Origin of the sequence: Pseudomonas sp. NPDC087185 (assembly GCF_044744955.1) — a bacterium.
Taxonomy (GTDB): domain Bacteria; phylum Pseudomonadota; class Gammaproteobacteria; order Pseudomonadales; family Pseudomonadaceae; genus Aquipseudomonas.
In genome coordinates this window covers 1-17,740 of the sequence record NZ_JBIUZK010000006.1, presented here as the reverse complement: position 1 = coordinate 17,740, position 17,740 = coordinate 1, and the positions used below count along the sequence as shown (strand labels likewise).

16 protein-coding genes and 1 pseudogene are annotated in these 17,740 nt (G+C 63.7%); 10 read left to right on the top strand and 7 right to left on the bottom strand.

Going from position 1 to position 17,740, the window contains the following annotated elements; genetic code table 11:
* Positions 1-69: 69 nt before the first annotated feature.
* A complete protein-coding gene (gene rapA, locus ACIPIJ_RS20270; protein WP_401079888.1) occupies positions 70-2,916 on the bottom strand; it encodes an RNA polymerase-associated protein RapA in 2,847 nt (948 codons plus the stop codon).
* A 130-nt stretch (positions 2,917-3,046) separates the two neighbouring features.
* Between rapA and ACIPIJ_RS20265 the strand changes: the two genes are divergently transcribed.
* The 7 genes from ACIPIJ_RS20265 to ACIPIJ_RS20235 all read left to right on the top strand — a co-directional run bounded on the left by ACIPIJ_RS20265 (position 3,047) and on the right by ACIPIJ_RS20235 (position 7,916).
* Positions 3,047-3,739, top strand: a complete 693-nt coding sequence (locus ACIPIJ_RS20265; RefSeq protein WP_401079886.1) for a M949_RS01915 family surface polysaccharide biosynthesis protein — start codon at positions 3,047-3,049, stop codon at positions 3,737-3,739.
* Positions 3,740-3,847: 108 nt separating this feature from the next.
* Positions 3,848-4,180 (top strand): aspartate-semialdehyde dehydrogenase, encoded by a 333-nt coding sequence (locus tag ACIPIJ_RS20260; protein ID WP_401079885.1) that lies wholly within the window; start codon positions 3,848-3,850, stop codon positions 4,178-4,180.
* An 80-nt stretch (positions 4,181-4,260) separates the two neighbouring features.
* A complete protein-coding gene (locus ACIPIJ_RS20255; RefSeq protein ID WP_012313081.1) occupies positions 4,261-4,422 on the top strand; it encodes a hypothetical protein in 162 nt (53 codons plus the stop codon).
* 133 nt (positions 4,423-4,555) lie between these two features.
* Positions 4,556-4,672 carry a cytochrome c oxidase subunit CcoM gene (gene ccoM / locus ACIPIJ_RS20250; protein WP_003254862.1) on the top strand — a complete coding sequence of 39 codons (117 nt, stop codon included), beginning with the start codon at positions 4,556-4,558 and terminating at the stop codon, positions 4,670-4,672.
* A 181-nt stretch (positions 4,673-4,853) separates the two neighbouring features.
* Positions 4,854-6,842: an FUSC family protein gene (locus ACIPIJ_RS20245; protein WP_401079883.1), complete on the top strand. Its 1,989-nt coding sequence runs from the start codon at positions 4,854-4,856 to the stop codon at positions 6,840-6,842.
* Entirely contained in the window at positions 6,829-7,035 is a 207-nt protein-coding gene (locus ACIPIJ_RS20240) for a DUF1656 domain-containing protein (protein WP_401079881.1), read from the top strand. The genes ACIPIJ_RS20245 and ACIPIJ_RS20240 overlap by 14 nt, the downstream gene beginning before the upstream one ends.
* 11 nt (positions 7,036-7,046) lie before the next feature.
* Positions 7,047-7,916: an efflux RND transporter periplasmic adaptor subunit gene (locus tag ACIPIJ_RS20235; protein WP_401079880.1), complete on the top strand. Its 870-nt coding sequence runs from the start codon at positions 7,047-7,049 to the stop codon at positions 7,914-7,916.
* Positions 7,917-7,953: 37 nt separating this feature from the next.
* Here ACIPIJ_RS20235 and ACIPIJ_RS20230 read toward each other — a convergent pair whose 3' ends face one another.
* Positions 7,954-8,712: an SDR family NAD(P)-dependent oxidoreductase gene (locus ACIPIJ_RS20230; RefSeq protein WP_401079879.1), complete on the bottom strand. Its 759-nt coding sequence runs from the start codon at positions 8,710-8,712 to the stop codon at positions 7,954-7,956.
* Positions 8,713-8,825: 113 nt separating this feature from the next.
* On the opposite strand from ACIPIJ_RS20230, the gene ACIPIJ_RS20225 reads away from it, so the two are divergent.
* A complete protein-coding gene (locus ACIPIJ_RS20225) occupies positions 8,826-9,743 on the top strand; it encodes a LysR family transcriptional regulator (protein WP_401079878.1) in 918 nt (305 codons plus the stop codon).
* Here the strand turns inward: ACIPIJ_RS20225 and ACIPIJ_RS20220 are convergent.
* Positions 9,682-10,896 (bottom strand): ATP-binding protein, encoded by a 1,215-nt coding sequence (locus tag ACIPIJ_RS20220; protein WP_401079876.1) that lies wholly within the window; start codon positions 10,894-10,896, stop codon positions 9,682-9,684. The two genes, ACIPIJ_RS20225 and ACIPIJ_RS20220, sit on opposite strands and share 62 nt — an antisense overlap.
* Before the next feature lie 185 nt (positions 10,897-11,081).
* On the opposite strand from ACIPIJ_RS20220, the gene ACIPIJ_RS20215 reads away from it, so the two are divergent.
* Positions 11,082-11,402: a DUF2025 family protein gene (locus tag ACIPIJ_RS20215; protein ID WP_401079875.1), complete on the top strand. Its 321-nt coding sequence runs from the start codon at positions 11,082-11,084 to the stop codon at positions 11,400-11,402.
* Between the two features lie 126 nt (positions 11,403-11,528).
* Here the strand turns inward: ACIPIJ_RS20215 and ACIPIJ_RS20210 are convergent, their stop codons facing one another.
* Entirely contained in the window at positions 11,529-14,114 is a 2,586-nt protein-coding gene (locus ACIPIJ_RS20210) for an EAL domain-containing protein (RefSeq protein WP_401079873.1), read from the bottom strand.
* Positions 14,115-14,170: 56 nt separating this feature from the next.
* Entirely contained in the window at positions 14,171-15,244 is a 1,074-nt protein-coding gene (locus ACIPIJ_RS20205) for a diguanylate cyclase (RefSeq protein WP_401080652.1), read from the bottom strand.
* A gap of 130 nt (positions 15,245-15,374) precedes the next feature.
* On the opposite strand from ACIPIJ_RS20205, the gene ACIPIJ_RS20200 reads away from it, so the two are divergent.
* On the top strand, positions 15,375-16,469 hold the full coding sequence (locus ACIPIJ_RS20200) for an MBL fold metallo-hydrolase (RefSeq protein WP_401079871.1): 1,095 nt from the start codon (positions 15,375-15,377) through the stop codon (positions 16,467-16,469).
* Between the two features lie 3 nt (positions 16,470-16,472).
* On the opposite strand, the gene ACIPIJ_RS20195 is transcribed toward ACIPIJ_RS20200, so the two are convergent.
* Together ACIPIJ_RS20195 and ACIPIJ_RS20190 are read right to left on the bottom strand one after the other, a co-directional pair.
* Positions 16,473-17,369, bottom strand: coding sequence for a formate/nitrite transporter family protein (locus ACIPIJ_RS20195; RefSeq protein ID WP_401079870.1), 897 nt, complete (start codon positions 17,367-17,369; stop codon positions 16,473-16,475).
* A gap of 90 nt (positions 17,370-17,459) precedes the next feature.
* Positions 17,460-17,740, bottom strand: a pseudogene (locus ACIPIJ_RS20190) (hypothetical protein); the annotation flags it as partial.

Sequence of the window (17,740 nt, the reverse complement as noted above, 5' to 3'; positions counted from 1 at the left end):
GGGTGATAGCGGCGGGGTATAAATGAAAAGGGAGGCCCTGAGGCCTCCCTTGAGTGCTGCTTTTGCCGCTTAGCCAGCGACCAGAACGCGGATCGCTTCCAGGCGCAGGGCTGCTTTGTCCAGCATTGCCAGGCCATCTTCACGCTGCTTGCGCAGGGCATCGATTTCGCTGTCACGCACGCTTGGGTTGACGGCCTTGAGGGCGGTCAGGCGCGCGAGTTCTTCATCGGCCTCGGCGGCCAGGCGGCGTTGCGCTTCGGCCACACGCTCGACGTGAGTAGGCATGATCTTCGCCTCACCGCCGCTGATGCGCTGGGCCAGCACGTCGCGCTGGGCCTGGACGAACTTGTTGGCGCTGGCCCGTGGCACGCTTTCGAGCTGGTCGTTGAGCGTTTCGAAGGCCACCCGCGAGGCCAGGTCGTTGCCGTTGGTGTCGAGCAGGCAGCGCAGCGCCGCCGGCGGCAGGTAGCGGCCCAGTTGCAGGCTGCGTGGCGCCACCACCTCGCTGACGAACAGCAGTTCGAGCAGCACAGTGCCGGGCTTTAGGGCCTTGTTCTTGATCAGCGCGACGGCGGTGTTGCCCATCGAACCGGACAGCACCAGGTCCATGCCGCCCTGTACCATCGGGTGTTCCCAGGTGAGGAACTGCATGTCCTCGCGCGACAGCGCCTGGGCACGGTCGTAGGTGATGGTCACGCCTTCGTCATCGCCCAGCGGGAAGCTGGCGTCGAGCATCTTCTCGCTCGGCTTGAGGATCAGGGCGTTTTCCGAATGGTCTTCACTGTCGATGCCAAAGGCGTCGAACAGGGTTTCCATGTAGATCGGCAGGGCGAACTGGTCGTCTTGCTCGAGGATGTCCTCGACCAGCGCCTGACCCTCGCCGGCACCGCCGGAGTTGAGCTCCAGCAGGCGGTCGCGGCCGCTGTGCAGCTCGGCTTCGAGGCGCTCGCGCTCGCCTTTGGCTTCGTCTACCAGGGCATCCCAGGCCTTGCTGTCACCGCCTTCGAGCATCGGCAGCAGGCGTGGGCCGAACTGGTGCTGCAGGGCGTTGCCGGTCGGGCAGGTATTGAGGAAGGCGTTGAGGCCTTCGTGGTACCACTGGAACAGGCGCTCTTGCGGGCCGTCCTGCAAGTACGGGATGTGCAGCTGGATGATGTGCTTCTGGCCGATCCGGTCGAGGCGGCCGATGCGCTGCTCGAGCAGGTCGGGGTGGGCTGGCAGGTCGAACATCACCAGGTGATGGGCGAACTGGAAGTTGCGGCCTTCGCTGCCGATCTCGGAGCAGATCAGCACCTGGGCGCCGAACTCCTCGTCGGCGAAGTAGGCCGCGGCGCGGTCGCGCTCGAGGATGCTCATGCCCTCATGGAATACCGAGGCCGGGATGCCCGAGCGCACGCGCAGGGCGTCTTCCAGGTCCATGGCGGTTTCGGCGTGGGCGCAGATCACCAGGACCTTGGTGCGCTTGAGCATCTTCAGGGTGTCGATCAGCCAGTCGACCCGCGGGTCGAAACGCCACCAGCGCTCGTCGTCGCTGACCTCGCCTTGTGCCTGGAAGGCAACTTCCGGGTACAGCTCGGCGTGCTCGCCGGCCGGCAGGTTGCGGTACTGCTCTGGCAGGGCCAGCGGGTAGGGGTGCAGCTGGCGCTCGGGGAAGCCCTGGATCGCCGCGCGGGTGTTACGGAACAGCACGCGGCCGGTGCCATGGCGGTCGAGCAGCTCACGAATCAGGCGCGCGCTGGCCTGGGTGTCGCCGTCGCTGACCGCTGCCAGCAGCGCTTCGCCTTCGGCACCCAGGAAACCCTGAATGGTGGCGTGGGCTGCGGGTGACAGGCGGCCTTCGTCGAGCAGTTCCTGCACCGCTTCGGCCACCGGGCGATAGTTCTCGCTCTCGGCGCGGAAGGCGGCCAGGTCGTGGAAGCGGTTGGGGTCGAGCAGGCGCAGGCGGGCGAAGTGGCTGTCCTGGCCGAGCTGCTCGGGGGTGGCGGTGAGCAGCAGCACGCCTGGGATAACCTGGGCCAGTTGCTCGACCAGGCCGTATTCGGCGCTCACCTGGTCTTCGTGCCAGACCAGGTGGTGGGCTTCGTCGACCACCATCAGGTCCCAACCCGCGGCGAACAGCGCGTCCTGGGCCTTCTCGTCATCGACCAGCCATTCCAGGGCGACCAGCGCCAGCTGGGCATCCTCGAACGGGTTGCTGGCATCGCTTTCGATGAAGCGCTCGGCGTCGAACAGCGCCACCTGCAGATTGAAGCGCCGGCGCATTTCCACCAGCCACTGGTGCTGGAGGTTTTCCGGCACCAGGATCAGCACGCGGCTGGCGCGCCCGGTCAGCAACTGGCGGTGAATCACCAGGCCGGCCTCGATGGTCTTGCCCAGGCCCACTTCGTCGGCCAGCAGTACCCGCGGCGCGCTGCGGTCAGCCACTTCGCGGGCGATGTGCAGCTGGTGGGCGATAGGTTGCGCGCGGCAACCCCCCAGGCCCCACAGCGACGACTGGACCTGCTTGCTGGTGTGGTGCAGGGTGTTGTAGCGCAGGCTGAACCAGGACAGCGGGTCGATCTGCCCGGCGAACAGGCGGTCGCTGGCCAGGCGGAACTGGATGAAGTTCGACAGCTGGGTTTCCGGCAGGGTGCGTGGCTGGTTCTGGCCATCCAGGCCGTGGTAGACCATCAGACCGTCGATGTCATCGACCTCGCGCACGGTCAGCTTCCACCCCTCGAAATGGGTGATCTGGTCGCCTGGCGAGAAGCGCACGCGGGTCAGCGGCGCATTGCGCAGGGAATACTGGCGGGTGTCGCCAGTGGCCGGGTAGAGCACGGTCAGCAAGCGGCCATCCTGGGCCAGGATGGTCCCCAGGCCGAGCTCCGCTTCGCTGTCACTGATCCAGCGTTGCCCCGGTTGATACTGCTGCGCCATACTGCCTGAACTCCCGCGATGAAAAGCCGGCTATGTTAACGGATAGGCCGGTCAGACCATAGAGTAGAAGTCCAAGAGTCTAGCTGTTTCATCGCAGATTACCGTCTTGCCGACGAGGGCTACGGACGCCATGCCGCTCAAGCACCGCTGGTTGAATGCCTCCCTGGCCGTGAGCAGCCTGCTGCTGGCGGCGTGCGAACAGAACAATTTCGAAAACCTTCCGGCCATCCCAGTCGAGCAACTCGAGGTCCTGGGGGTGCAGACGCCGATCAAGAGCGTGCACTTTCGTGACCGCGACGGCGAGGGCCTGCTGGTGCTCAGCCGCAGCGATGGTCAGGCGGTCGATGCCGAATCCGAGCAAGAAGTCGACAAGGTGGTGCTCAAGGCCACGCTGTACGGGCGCGTGAATGAAGGCGACGGCTTCAAGCCGCGCTGGCAGATCGAACAGGAAACCACTTGCCCTGGGCTGGACCTGGATGTCGACTTCTATACTGATGCCAGCGATGTCGCCGACCTGAACAAGGACGGTATCGCCGAAGTGACGGTGGCCAGCCATGCCTTCTGTGGCGGTGGCATCGACCCGCATGACATTGCCATCGAAATGCGTGAAGGCCAGGCCAGCTACACCATTACCGGCCAGTCGCTGATCACCCCGGCCGGCGAAGAGCCGATCGGCGGCGAGCGTGAAGACAGCGCCTCGCTGAAGAATGCGCCGCCGCTGCTGCGCGAACATATGGATGCGGTGTGGCAGCAGGTCTACAAGCGCCCCTGGAGCGAGGCCAGCCAGCCCAGTGACGACGACCCTGACGACGAAGCCGAGTAGCCGCTGTCCAAACTGGCATGACGCAGCCGGCAACGGCTGCATACGCAAGTTCGCCGACGCTCAAGGTGGCTGATAACCGGCCGATACAGTGGGCACAGGAGAATCCCCATGCTGCCGCCGATCATTCCGCTCAGTGCCGCCCCCGTGACCTCGCAACAGGACCCGGTCAAACCGACGCCGGACATCAAGCCGGTGGTCCCAGCACAGCCTGCCTCAGGTGAGAGTGCCATCGACCTCAAGCACCAGCGCGACCCGCAGGAGCAGGCTTTGCTACTGCGTGACGAGCAGCGCCGCCAGCAGCAGCGGCGCAACAACAAGGGCGACGAGGAGCGCTACAGCGCCTTGCCGGGTGACGAAGTGAACGCCGACAACACCGTGCCGGTGGCGCCACTGATGGGCGAACACCCGCGCCAAGGCCTGCTGGTCGACATCGAAGTCTAGCCGCGGCATACCGGCAGGGGCTGGTCACAACCGGCAGCTGGCTGCATCATGCAAGTCTCTGTTGACCGCCGAGCCCACCCATGAGCCAAGACAACCTCATCGACTTCGATGCCGAACGTGCCAAGCGCGTCCACGACCTCAAGGAAAAGCGCCTGAACGAAGTGCGTCAGGCGTTCGAGCAAGCCATGCCATTGGGCAAGGCGAAGAAAAAGAAGCCCAAGAGCAAGCCCAAGAAGCGCTGAAACTTGACGCAGGTCAACCCTGCACCCGCCTCGCGTGCCCGGCCCCGGGCACCATTGACCTCGATCAATTTCCTCCGCCCCCCTTTTCGTTACCTTGCACCCATCGGACAACGGCAGCGAAACGGAGGCCAACATGTTCTTCGACAATGTGGTTATCGCGGGTGTGGTAACGGTCGGGTTGATGGTCGCATTCTTTGCCGGTCTGGGCATTTTCATCTGGAAGGACTCGAACAAGCGCAAGCCGCGCTGACTTTCCAGGTACACGAGCACGCAAGGCATTTAGGGCGACTTCGGTCGCCTATTTTTTTGCCTGCAAGAAAAGCGCTCATCATTCATAAAAAGATGATTAGCTAGCTAATTATTCGTTTCAGCATTATCCTCCTCTCCATTGTCTATCGTTTACCTCACCATCCCCCCGCAAGGTCCGATTCGTGCCCATCACCCTCCAGGCCCTGTTTGCACCCAGCAGCCTCGCCCTGAAATTCGCCATCAAGACCCTGCTCGGTGGCGGCCTGGCGTTGTGGCTGGCGATGCGTTGGGGGCTGGAGCAGCCATCCTGGGCTTTGATGACCGCGTTCATCGTCGCCCAGCCGCTGTCGGGCATGGTGGTGCAGAAGGGCCTTGCGCGGTTGGCCGGGACCTTGGTCGGCACGTGCATGTCAGTGCTGTTCATTGGGCTGTTCGCCCAGACCCCTTGGCTGTTTCTTATCACCCTGGCGCTATGGCTGGCGCTGTGCACGGCCGCGTCCACGCAACTGCGCAGCGCCTGGGCCTACGCCTTCGTGCTGGCCGGTTACACGGCGGCCATCATTGCCTTGCCCGCCATCTCCAACCCTTTGCAGGTGTTCGACCAGGCGGTGGCACGCTGCACTGAAATCTGCCTGGGGATCTTCTGCGCGACGGCCGCCAGCGCCTTGCTCTGGCCGATGCGCGTCGAGCAGCAACTTGCCGGGCAGGCGCGCCAGGCCTGGCAGAACGGCCTGCAGGCCGCCAGTGCCATGCTCGGTGGTGAGGACGAAGCGCGCAAAGGCCTGCTGGAGATCCTTGGGCGCATCGTCGCCATCGACACCCAGCGCGAACATGCCTGGTTCGAAGGCCCGCGTGGGCGCCAGCGGGCCAGGGCCATTCGTGGGCTAAGCCAGAAGCTGATGGTGCTGTTACGTATCTCGCGCTCGGTGCGTCGCCAGTGGCGCCAGCTCGATGAGCGCCAGGCCTTGCGCCTTGCACCTTGGCTGGAAGACGTTCGCGGCCTGCTGGCCAAGCCTGACCAGCCGAGCCTGTTGCTGTTGCGCCAGCGCATCTGGGACGCAGCGCATGGCGAGCAGATCAGTTCCGTCGAGCATTTCTGCCTGGCCCGCATGGCCTTGCTGCTGGACTACGCCATGGCCGCCACCCAGGCGCTGGACGCTGTCGAAGCGGGCAAGGCGCCCAAGGATGTGGCGCAGGGCCTGGCTGCCCACCGCGACTGGTCGCTGGCGTTGCTGTTCGGTTCGCGCAGCGCCTTGGCCTTTCTGGTGATGAGTGGTTTCTGGCTGGCCACTGCCTGGCCGTCCGCACCCGGTGGCCTGGTACTGACTTGTGTGGTCTGCAGCCTGTTCGCCAGCCGTGAAAACGGTGCGCAGATCGGCCTCAGTTTCTTGCGTGGCATCCTCTTGGCGATCCCGGCGGCCTTGCTGGTCGGGCAGATCATCCTGCCGCAGTGGAGCAGTTTCGCCTTGCTCTGCCTGGGCATGGGCGTGCCGCTGTTGTTTGGCGCACTGGGCATGGCCCACCCGCGTACCGGGGCCACGGCCACGTCCTATTGCCTGCATTTCATCGTCCTGGTGTCGCCGCTCAACGCCATGCAGTTCGGCGTGGCAACAATGCTCAACAGTGCCCTGGCCATGCTGGTGGGCGTCGGCGCCGCGGTAATGGCGTTCCGTTTGCTGCTGTTCCGCCACCCAGCCTGGCTTGGCCGGCGCTTGCGGGCGGCGACCCAGAGCGACCTGGTGCGCTTGACCCGACGGGACCTGCGCGGCGCCGACAGTTGGTTCGGCGGGCGCATGGCCGACCGCTTGATGCAGCTGGCGCGGCACGCCAGCGAGTTGCCCGAGGCCGAGCGCAAGCGCTGGGACGATGGCCTGCACGGCCTGGATATCGGAGACGAGCTGGTACACCTGCGCATGTGCCTGGCGGTGGCCCAGGCGCCGTTGGGCGCTGCCGAGCGTGATTACCTGCAGCAAGTCGAAACGGTACTGGCCCAGGGGCCGGCAGCCGGGCGTGGGCAACGCCTGGACGCCGCCAGCGAGCAATTTATCGACGCCCTGCAGCGCCAGCCGTCCAGCGACCCGCTGCGCCTGGCCGAAGGTGCGGTGCTGCAGTTGCAGAAGAGTTGGGGCAAATGGTGCCGCTGGCAGGAGGAAGCCCATGGGGTTGCGTGAATGGGCATTGGGCGGCGTGCTGCTCAGCCCTTTCTTGATTTACGTGCTGATGGCACTGGTGCTCACCGGCCTGTTGCGCCTGTTGGTGCAAGCTACGCCGCTGGGGCGCTGGATCTGGCATGAAGCGCTGTTCGACACGGCGTTGTTCGTTTGTGTGCTGTACCTGGTAGTCCGGCTGCTGGGGCATTTGTAAGGAGTGATTGAATGCGTGCTGTCGTCCGTACCCTGGTGACCCTGTGCGTGGTCGCTGTTGCCGTTCTGGCCGGCTACAAACTCTGGCAGTACTACATGCTCACGCCATGGACGCGCGATGCGCGGGTGCGTGCCGATGTGGTGGTGATCGCCCCGGACGTGGCCGGCTGGGTGCGTGAGCTGAAGGTGCAGGACAACCAGCAGGTCAAGGCTGGCGACTTGCTGATGAGCATCGACCGCGAACGCTTCCAGGCCGCGTTCGATCAAGCCAGCGCGGTAGCGCAAACGCGTGCCCAGCAGCTGCATTTGCGCGAGCGCGAAGCGGCGCGGCGCACGGCATTGGGGCCCGAGGCGATCAGTGCCGAACTGCGCGAAAACGCGCAGATCAATGCCGCTGTTGCCCGCGGTGAACTGCAGGAGGCGCAGGCCCAGCTACAGGTGGCGAAAATCAACCTGGCCCGCAGCGAAGTGCGCGCGCCGCGCAGCGGGCACATCACCAACTTGCGCCTGGCCCAAGGCAACTACGTGAATGCCGGGGAGTCGGTAATGGCCCTGGTGGATGACTCGACCTTTTATATCCAGGCCTACTTCGAGGAAACCAAGCTACCGCGCATTCGCGTTGGCGACTCGGTGAAGGTCTGGCTGATGGGGGCGGGGGAGGCGATGCAAGGGCATGTGGAAAGCATCAGCCGGGGCATCACCGACAGTAACAGCAACCCGGACAGCCAGCTGTTGCCGGTGGTCGAACCCACGTTCAACTGGGTACGGTTGGCGCAGCGGATACCGGTGCGCATCCGCCTGGACCAGGTTCCGGAAGGCATGATCCTGAGTGCGGGGATGACCGCCAGCGTGCAAGTGCATGAGGACGCGCCCGCTCAATGATGCCACGGGGCTGCAAAGCAGCCCCAATACCTTGAAGTCAGAGAAACATCCCGCCAGACACTTCCAGCCGCTGCCCGTTAATCCAGCCGTTGCCGTCTTCGAGCAACAGGGCAATCGCCGCGCCGATGTCATCCGGTATACCCACCCGCCCCAACGCCGTATTACCGGCAATGAAGTCATTGACCTGCGGGTTGTCGCGCACCACACCGCCACCAAAATCCGTTTCGATCGCCCCCGGCGCCAGGATATTCACCCGGATGCCGCGTGCGCCGAGTTCCTTGGCCTGATAGCGGGTCAGCACCTCCATCGCGCCTTTCATGGCGGCATAGGCGGCATAACCGGGCAACGAAAAGCGCGCGAGCCCCGAAGAGATGTTGACGATACGCCCACCGTCGACCAGGAGTGGCAACATGCGCTGGGTCAGGAAGAACGGCCCCTTGAGCTGAATGTCCAGCAACTGGTCGAACTGCGCTTCGCTGGTTTCGCTGAAGGGTACGTTGAGGCCGATACCGGCATTGTTGACCAGGAAATCGAAGCGCTCACGGCCGAAATGTTGCTGTAGGGTGGCGCCGAGGCGTTCGGCAAAACCTGCAAAGCTGCTGCTGTCGCTGACGTCGAGCTGCAGCATGGCGGCTTTCACGCCAGCCCGTTCCAGGCTTTGGGCCACGGCTCGGGCTTCGTCAGCCTTGCTGTGGTAGGTGCCGATGACGTCGATGCCGCGGGCGGCCAGGTGTTCGGCGGCGTTGCGGCCCAAGCCGCGGCTGGCGCCGGTGATCAGAGCGATCTTGCGGGTCATGTCGATTCCCTCGTGGTTGGCTGATGGGGACAGGTTATTGATCGTTGTAGAGCTGTTAAATCCAGCAAATATGGAAATACTGTTCGCTTGAGCCGAACAGTCAGGGGCTGGATATGAACAAGCTGGAATTGTTGCGAACGTTTGTTCGCGTCAGTGAGGTGAGCAGCTTTACCTTGGCGGCCGACAGCCTCGGCTTGCCGCGCTCGACCGTATCGGAGCAGGTCAGGGCGCTGGAGCAATTGCTCGGCACGCGCCTGTTCAACCGCACCACCCGGCGCGTCCAGGCAACCCAGGACGGGGCGCTACTGTACGAACGCAGCAAGGACTTGCTGTCGGGGATGGACGAAATCGAGAGCTTGTTCCGCGCCGACGATGCCGAGCTGGCCGGGTGCCTGCGCGTCGACATGCCGACGATGATGGCCCGCCGCGTGATCATCCCGGCTTTACCGCAGTTTCTTGAGCGCTTCCCAAGGCTTGAGGTCGAGATCAGTTGCACTGACCGCCAGGTCGACTTGCTGCGTGAGGGCTTCGACTGCGTTATGCGTATCGGCGTGCTCAGCGACCTAGACGTGGTGGCGAGGCCGGTCGGGCAGTTGAGCATGCGCAATTGCGCCAGCCCCGCCTACCTGGCCCGGCATGGCATGCCGCACACGCTTGAGGACCTGGCCGGGCACCGGCTGGTCCACTATGTGCGCAACCTGGGCGCACGCCGTGCCGGGTTTGAGTATCTGCGCGACGGGCAGGTGTGCTTCCAGGCCATGGACGGTGTGGTGACGGTGAATAATGCCGAGGCCTATTCGGCGGCCTGCCTGGCGGGCCTGGGGCTGATTCAGGTGCCGGCAGTTGGCGTGGCCGAGCACCTGGAGCGGGGCGAGTTGGTGGCAGTACTGGAAAGCTGGCAGGCCCAGGCCATGCCGGTGTCCTTGCTGTATGCCCGGCAACGGCATGTGCCGCGCCGGGTGCAGGCATTCATGAACTGGCTGGCAGGGGTGCTGGTGCCGCAGGTCGACCCACCGGCAAGTGAAAGCTGAACAGGGTGCCGCGTTGCGCGTCGGAGATCACCTGCATGCGCCCGCCATGGGCCAGGGCGATCTGGTTAGCGATATACAGGCCAAGGCCTAGCCCTTGTTGCGGCGCGTCGGACAGTGGTTGGGTAAAGGGCTGGAACAGTTGGCTCAGGGTGTGTGCCGCGATCGGTTGCCCGCCGTTATGCACGCCCAGGACGAACTCACCATCAGCGATGGCCGCCTTCACGGTGACCGGCCCTTCGGGCGCGCCATGCGTCAGGGCATTGGCGATCAGGTTGGACAGTAGCTGGGTCACCCGTTCGCGGTCGCAGCGCAGGCCGCCGATCTCGCCGATGTCCAGCACAATCTGGCGCTGCGGGTGCGCATGTTGCAGTTCCGAGGCGACGTGCCTGAGGCCCTCACCCAGGTCCGGGCAGGGCTGCAGGTTCAAGGGGATGCCGCTGCCCAGGCGCCCGCGGGCAAAGTCCAGCACATCGCGCACCAACTGTGAGGCGCGTTGGCCGCAGGTGAGGATGTGGCGGGCGATCGCGCGGTGCTTGTCGTCGTCCAGGCGCTGAGTCAGCAGCTCGGCGCCTGCCGTAATGGCGAACAGCGGGTTGCGCAGGTCGTGGCCGAGCACGGCGATGAACTGTTCGCGCACTTCGGCCATCGCGCGCTCCTCGATCAGGGCCCGCTCAGTGCGCTGGGCATCTTCCTCGCTCTCGATCTGGATGGCCAGCAGGCGGGAAAACGATTCCATCATCGGTTGGATCGCGGTGCCTCTGAGCGAAGCCGGGGAGGGGTCCAGCGCACAGATGGTGCCGAAGAAGCGCCCGTCGGTACGGAATACCGGGACCGAAATGTAGCTTTCGAAGCGGTAGAGCTGTGGCGTGTGGTGCCGGCAGTACTGCTCATCTTCGCTGGCCCTGTCGATCACGATGGTCTGGTGTGTGCTGCGAATCTCGTGGCACAGGGTGGTCGCCACTTCGAGCTCACCGCCCACCTTCAGGCCAAAACCCAGGGTGTCGAGCACGGCGCAGGCGGTCCAGTTGCTTTCGGTCACCCGCGCCACGGCAGCGAAACGCATGCCGGTGGTTTCGCAGATGACCTGGAGGATGGCGGGCACGGCGTTGATGCGGCCGATGGTGGCGATATCGGCGTTGATGGCGTCGGTCATGAACGGTCCCAATGCTGGCGACGAGGAAGGGTTGAGGAGAGAGTCTAGCGGGGCTGCTGGCCGATGACGAAAAACCTTGGCGAAACGGCTGGTACTTGCGCTAGGCTGGCGCGACGCGTTGCCCGACAGAGGCGACCGTTGCCCGCCTGGCGTGCGTCACTTCCGTTCATTTACGAGGTTACGTCATGGCCATCACATCCCAGGACATCTGCAGCGCCGCCGACCAGCTCAAGGGGTTTGTCGGTTTTCATGGCAAGCGCGGGGTCCATATCGTGCGGTTTTCCGAGGACGCGTTCGGCATGGACGTGGCTGACGAGAGCATTACCCCCTGCAGCGAGTTCGTCTGGCGGCCCGAACAGGGTCCGCGCATGGCGTTGTGCCGTGAGCGGCTGGCGCTGTTGCTGGAGCAGCATGTGGATGATCGGCTGAATATTGCCGAGGCGTTGCGCATCTACCTACGGCGTGGCGATCTGCCGGAAATCGTGGCGGAGCGTTCTTTACGTTGAACCCTGCATACCCGTGCCGGCCTCTTTGCGGCGGTCCGGCGTCCCGGTGTAGCCGCCCCACAGGTACAGTGCTGCTCTGAGGGGCGGTGCACCCCGTGTGGGGCCCGCGAAGGGGCCGGCACAGGCTCAGGAAGCATCGACAGACCGCCCCGGCGTGTAATGCAACAACTGCTCGAACGCTGCCTTGTCCAGCGGCCGGCTCAGGTAATAGCCCTGTACCTCGTGGCAATTGTCTACTTCCAGGGTCTTCAGCTGCTGCTCGGTTTCGACCCCTTCCGCCGTCACTGTCAGCCCCATGGCCTGGCCCAAGTTGATGATCGCCTGCACCACCGCGCGGTCGCTGCTGCCGGGGTTGCCCAGCCCGGCGATGAAGCGTTTGTCGATCTTGATGCTGTCGAACGGGTAGGTGCGCAGATAGCCCAGCGACGAATAGCCGGTGCCGAAATCGTCCATGTTCAGCCGCACACCCAGTTCCTTCAATGCCTGCATGGTGCCCAGGGCGCCTTCGATATCGTTGAGCATGACGTTCTCGGTGATCTCAAGCTCCAGGCGCTGTGCAGGGAAGCTGCTTTCCAGCAGGATCTCGCGTACATCGGCAACCACGTCGCTGCGCAGGAACTGTGCGGGTGAAAGGTTCACCGAGACCAACAGATGCTCGGGCCAGCCCAGTGCGGCGCGGCAGACTTCGCGCAACACCCAGCGGCCCAGGGTGACGATCAGGTCGCTCTGCTCGACCAGTGGTATGAACGTGTCGGGGCCGAGCAAGCCCTCTTGTGGGTGCTGCCAGCGCAGCAAGGCCTCGACCGAGACGATGCGCAAGTCGTCCAGGCGATAACGCGGCTGGTAATACAACACGAATTCTTCATTTTTCAGTGCTCGGCGCAGGTCGTTTTCCAGCTGACGGCGGTACTGGATCTGCTGGTTCATCTCGGCGGCAAAGTAACGCCAAGTGTTCTTACCGTCGGCCTTGGCCTGGTACAAGGCGATATCGGCGCAGCGGATCAGCTCGCCGGCATCGAAGCCCTGGGTGCGGGTCTGGGCGATACCAAGGCTGGCGCCCACATGCAGCGACTGATCCTCGAAAGGGATGGGCTGCTGCAGCAGTTCGATCAGCCGCTTGCTCAGCCGGTCGATTTCGCTGCGGTTGTCCATGCCTTCGAGCACCAGGACGAACTCATCGCCGCCCAGGCGCGCGACCAGGTCGCCGTCGCGGGTGGTGTCGCGCAGGCGCGCGGCCACTTCCTGCAGCACGGCATCGCCGGCGGCATGGCCAAGGGAGTCGTTGATCGGCTTGAAGTTGTCCAGGTCCAGCAGCAACAAGGTCAACGGCGGTGAGTCGCTGCCGCGTAGCAGGGCCTGCTCCAGATGGCGGGCGAGCTTGTTGCGGTTGGCCAGGCCGGTCAGCGGGTCGTGCAACGACAGGTGCTGGATACGGGCATGGGCAGCGACCTCATCGGTGATGTCGCTGGCCGTGCCGCGAAAACCGGCGAGCTTGCCGTCGTAAACGATCGCCCGGGCCGAAACCCGGCAAAAGCGATTTTGGCCGTTGTGGTCGCGATAGGCGCAACGCAGGTTGGCCGGCTGTTCCGTGTCGGCTTCGGCCTGGGCATCCAGCCAGGGCGAGAGGGGCGTGGTATCGCAACTGAGCAGTTGGTTGATCGGTTGCCCCAGCCAATCCTCGACCCGGTCACCGGTGACACGGACGAAACGCTGGGAAAGGTAGGTCAGCCGCTGCTGGCGATCGGTTTCCCAGATCCAGTCGGACGCCGCCTCGGCCACGGCGCGAAAACGTTGCTCGCTGGCCTCCAGGGCGTGGTTGCTCTGCTGCAGGTGCAGCAGGCTGAGGTCGATGGCGCGGGAGCTTCGCAGGGCATGGCGAAACAGGTACAGCATCACCAGGCCCAGCACCAGTAATGCACAGAGCAACGGCGGCAGCACTGCCCAAAGCAGCTGTTGCCCCGGCAACGGGCTGGCCCAGGCCAGGTGGTAACCGGTGTCGCCCAGGGCGATCTGCTGATGGCCGTGCTCACCAACCGGGCTCTTTTCGATGTGCATCTGCGCAAGGCCAGCCCCTGCGCCCAGGCGGGCGAGCTTGTCGTCGGTGAGCTGATCGACGAACAGCATGACCGGCGCCTGGCTCACTTCTTCAGCCGTCACCTCCCGGTCGGGGCGCACGGCGGCGGCACTGAGTACAGCCGGCCAGCCGTTGAACAGTACGTAGCGCGTGACCTGCTCGCGCGCGCTGGCGGCGCCGCGGGCCTCGGCGATGATCGCCGGCAAGGGGGCGTCGATAAAACTGCTGGCGGCGGCTTCGGTGGGGTTGCCCTTGAACAGGGCATAGGTGGTGCGCTGGTCCTCGACGACGAACACGCCTTCGTAGCCGCTGGCGCTGTACAGCGACTCGCCGACATTTTTTTGCTGGTAGGCCCACTGCCAGTCGACCTTGCCAGCCAGGTGCTCATAGGCAGCGTCCCACACCGCGTAGCTGGACAGAAACTGCCGTGAGGCCAGCAGGCGCTGCTCCAGCGCCTGGGTGGCATGGAAGGCGCTGCGCTCCTGTTCTTGCTGATCCAGCGAAGCGGCGATGTTGAACAGTGCGCCCAAGGTGACCAGGCAAGCCAGGCCGAACACGGCGCAAAAACCGCTGATCAAAGGGCGGACGGGTAATCGAGGGTTAGGGCTGGCGGGCGTTAGGTTGGCGTTCCTGGCCATACACAAGCGACTCCTTCATGAGCTGCCGCCCCCCGCCGGTCAATCAGCGAGGAGATTCAGTCAGGATAGGCCAGCTTGAGCGCGGTGGCCTCGCCATGGGCGAAATTGACCTGGTCGCGACCGCGCCGCTTGGCGCTGTACAGTGCTTTGTCGGCCTGGTCCAGCCAGTGTTCGGGGGATTCAAGGTCGGCCTGGAATGCCGACAAGCCGATACTCAGGCTGATCCGCAGATGCGGCAGTTGCGGATTGCGGTAGCTGGAGACACGCTCGCGCAGGCGCTCCATGGCCTGGCAGGCCTGGTCCTCGCTGGTGCCCGGCAAGATGACGCAGAACTCGTCGCCACCATAGCGCCCGGCCAGGTCGACTTCGCGCAGGTTGCGCTTGAGTTCGTCGCTCATCTGGCGCAGCACACAGTCGCCGACCACATGGCCAAAGGTATCGTTGATGGTCTTGAAGTGGTCGATATCGATCAGGGCAATCACCGCCGGCGCCTGTTGTTGCTGGCAGGCCTGGAACTTCAGCAGCAGCAGGTCCTTCCAGGCACCGTGGTTGAGCAACCCGGTGAGGCTGTCGGTCCGGCTCAGTGCGCTGAGGCGGCGCTTGTGCTCGGCAAGCTTGATCGCCAGGCGGTAACACACCCAGCCCAGGGCCAGGGGGTACAGCGTCAGCATCGGCAGGCAGGCGTAGATCTGCAGTGGCGTGGCCTGCAATTGCAAGCCGGTGCCCAACAACAGGTTGGCCAGCAGCATGCCCGCGAGCTGCGCCACCAGCCCTTGGACGACCATGCGCTTGCCGCCGGCGGCCACGTTGTTCATGGTCATCATCGACAGCACGGTGACGGTGGGCAGCGGATTGAAATGCATGGCAGCAGTCCAGAAACCGCCCATCAATGAATCCAGCAGTAGATTGCGCTGCTCCGCCCGATACGGCGCCGCCGAACGCAGCGCCCACTGATAGGCCACATGCGGCCAGAGCAGGCCGTTGAACAGCAGCAGCGCCCATGCCCAGGTGGGCGCAGACAGCGGTGCAACGGCGGCGGCCACGCTCAGAAGGCCGATCCCCAGGCCGATGATGCGCGGCAGGTAGATGCGTTTGACGAAAGAAAGTCCCTTGCCGCTGCGGTTGTCCATCATGGTCGTCGTTCTTCTGCTGTTGCGCCGTTTATCGCATAACTCACATGAATATTGTTGAACAGTCTGTCATGAACGAAAAATGACCTTACAAGCCAATTCACGGTTGGTGCGATCACTGTGGGGTAACATGAAGGCTTTCCTGTTGCTTGGAGTGCTGCTGCTCATGATGCCCATGGCTAACCCCGCCGGTGAGCCGGCGCCCCAGCACGATGGGCGTTTTCACAATCAGGCCAGCCTGCCGCAGGATGGTGTGCTGAAGAAGCTGCGCATCGGCCTGAAGTACCTGCTCCTGCGCAAACCGCCAGAAACACGGCCCACCGCGGCGATCAATGTGCAGTCGATGACCCGCCAGCAGGTGCTCGATGCCCCTGACCACAGCCTCTGGCGCCTGGGCCACTCCACGGTATTGCTCAAATTGCGCGGGCGCTTCTTCATTACCGACCCGGTGTTTTCCGAGCGCGCCTCGCCGGTGCAATGGGCCGGGCCGCAGCGCTTCCATGCACCGCCGCTGGCGCTGGATGAGTTGCCGCCGCTGGCAGCGGTCATTCTTTCCCACGATCACTTTGATCACCTGGACGAACAGGCCATCCGTTTCTTGTCGTCGCGAACCGAGCGTTTTCTCGCACCGCTTGGGGTGGGCGACCGGCTGATCGAATGGGGAGTGCCGGCAGCCAAGGTCAGCCAACTGGACTGGTGGCAGGAGTGCGAGGTGGTGGGTGTGCGTTTTGTCGCCACCCCGGCGCAGCATTTTTCCGGGCGTGGGTTGTTCGACAGCAACCGCACCCTGTGGGCCTCATGGGTGATCATAGATGAGGGGGTGCGCGTCTTCTTCAGCGGTGATACTGGTTACTTCGATGGTTTTCGTCAGATCGGTGAGCGATTCGGGCCGTTCGATCTGACGTTGATCGAAACCGGTGCCTACAACCTGGCCTGGCCCAACGTGCACATGCAGCCAGAGCAGAGCCTGCAGGCGCACCTCGACCTGCGGGGGCGCTGGATGCTGCCGATTCATAACGGCACCTTCGACTTGTCCATGCATGGCTGGCAGGAACCGTTCGAGCGCATCGTCGCCTTGGCGGCAGCGGCGCAAGTGCGCCTGAGCACGCCGCAGATGGGCGAGCGGGTGAGCCTCGACTCGCCTCATGAAGGGCAGAACTGGTGGCAGCCGCGGCCGGTGCGCGGGCGGGGCAGGGCGGCCGAACGTGCAGTAGCCGGGCGCTGAGTGTCACTCTTTAGGCTGTCGCTCGCGCTGGGAAGGGCGCTTGTCCTCCTTTAATAGCTGCGAAGGCGGTTTGCCGCTGTCGCTGCGTACCTGGGCATGGCTGATCAAGGCGAAGATGAAGCTGCCGCCGATGATGTTGCCAGCCAAGGTCGGCAAGGCGAACTCCAGCCAGAAGCTGCGCCAGGTTTCGTCGCCGGCCCAGACCAGATAGGAAACCTCCACCGAGCCGACGACGATATGGGTGAAGTCACCGAGGGCCATCAGGTAGGTGATCATCAGAATGATCCAGATCTTGGCGTGCTCCATGGACGGGATCATCCACACCATGGTAGCGATCATCCAACCCGAGACGATGCCTTTGGCGAACATCTGGCTGATGTCGTTCTTCATGACCTTGCGGCCGATCTCCAGGAATGCCACATCGGTCTTGCTGTCGAAGATCGGCAATTCGAGCATGACCCAGGCCACCAGCAAGGTGCCTGCCAGATTGCCGAGCAACACGACGCTCCACAGGCGCAGCAGGCGCCCGAGGTTGGCCAGGGTCGGTGTGGTCATTATTGGAAGCACCGCCGTCAGCGTGTTCTCGGTAAAGAGCTGCTGGCGCGCCAGGATCACGGCAAGGAAACCGGCGCTGTAGCCGATGCTGGCGACCACTTGAGCGCTGTCGCCTTCCGGCAGCCGGGCATAGAAGAGCCCCATCGCCATCAATGAAAGGCCCATTGTCAGGCCAGCGGCCAGTGCCGACCACCACAGCGCTGCAAGGGTGCGTTCGAGCTCCTGATCACCCTGGTAGCGAATGATCTCATGGAGTACTGCTGCCCGCGGAGGCTGGTTATGGCTGACTTCCTTCTCTTCATCCGCCGACAAGCCGGGGGTCTTCTCGCTCTGCGCCTCGCTCATGACCGTTGCCTCCACGGGGTGTTTCTCTACAGAGCGGCGATTCATGCTTTTAGTTGCCGAGCCGCTGCCAAATGAAGACTGAAAGTTTTTTCAGAACAAGGTGTTGACTCTAATTTCAAAGCGCGTATTATTCGCCTCCTCGCAGCGTTGAACGCAACGAGGCAAGCGGTAAGTGTTTGAGGTTAAAGGCTTTTGAAAGAAAGCAGATTCAAAAAACTTCAAAATAAACGCTTGACAGCAAATGAGGAAAGCGTAGAATGCGCGCCTCGGTTGAGGCGAAAAGCTCTTAACCAAACGCTCTTTAACAAATTGAATCAAGCAATTCGTGTGGGTGCTTGTGAGTATGGACTGATAGTCAAAAAGATTATCAG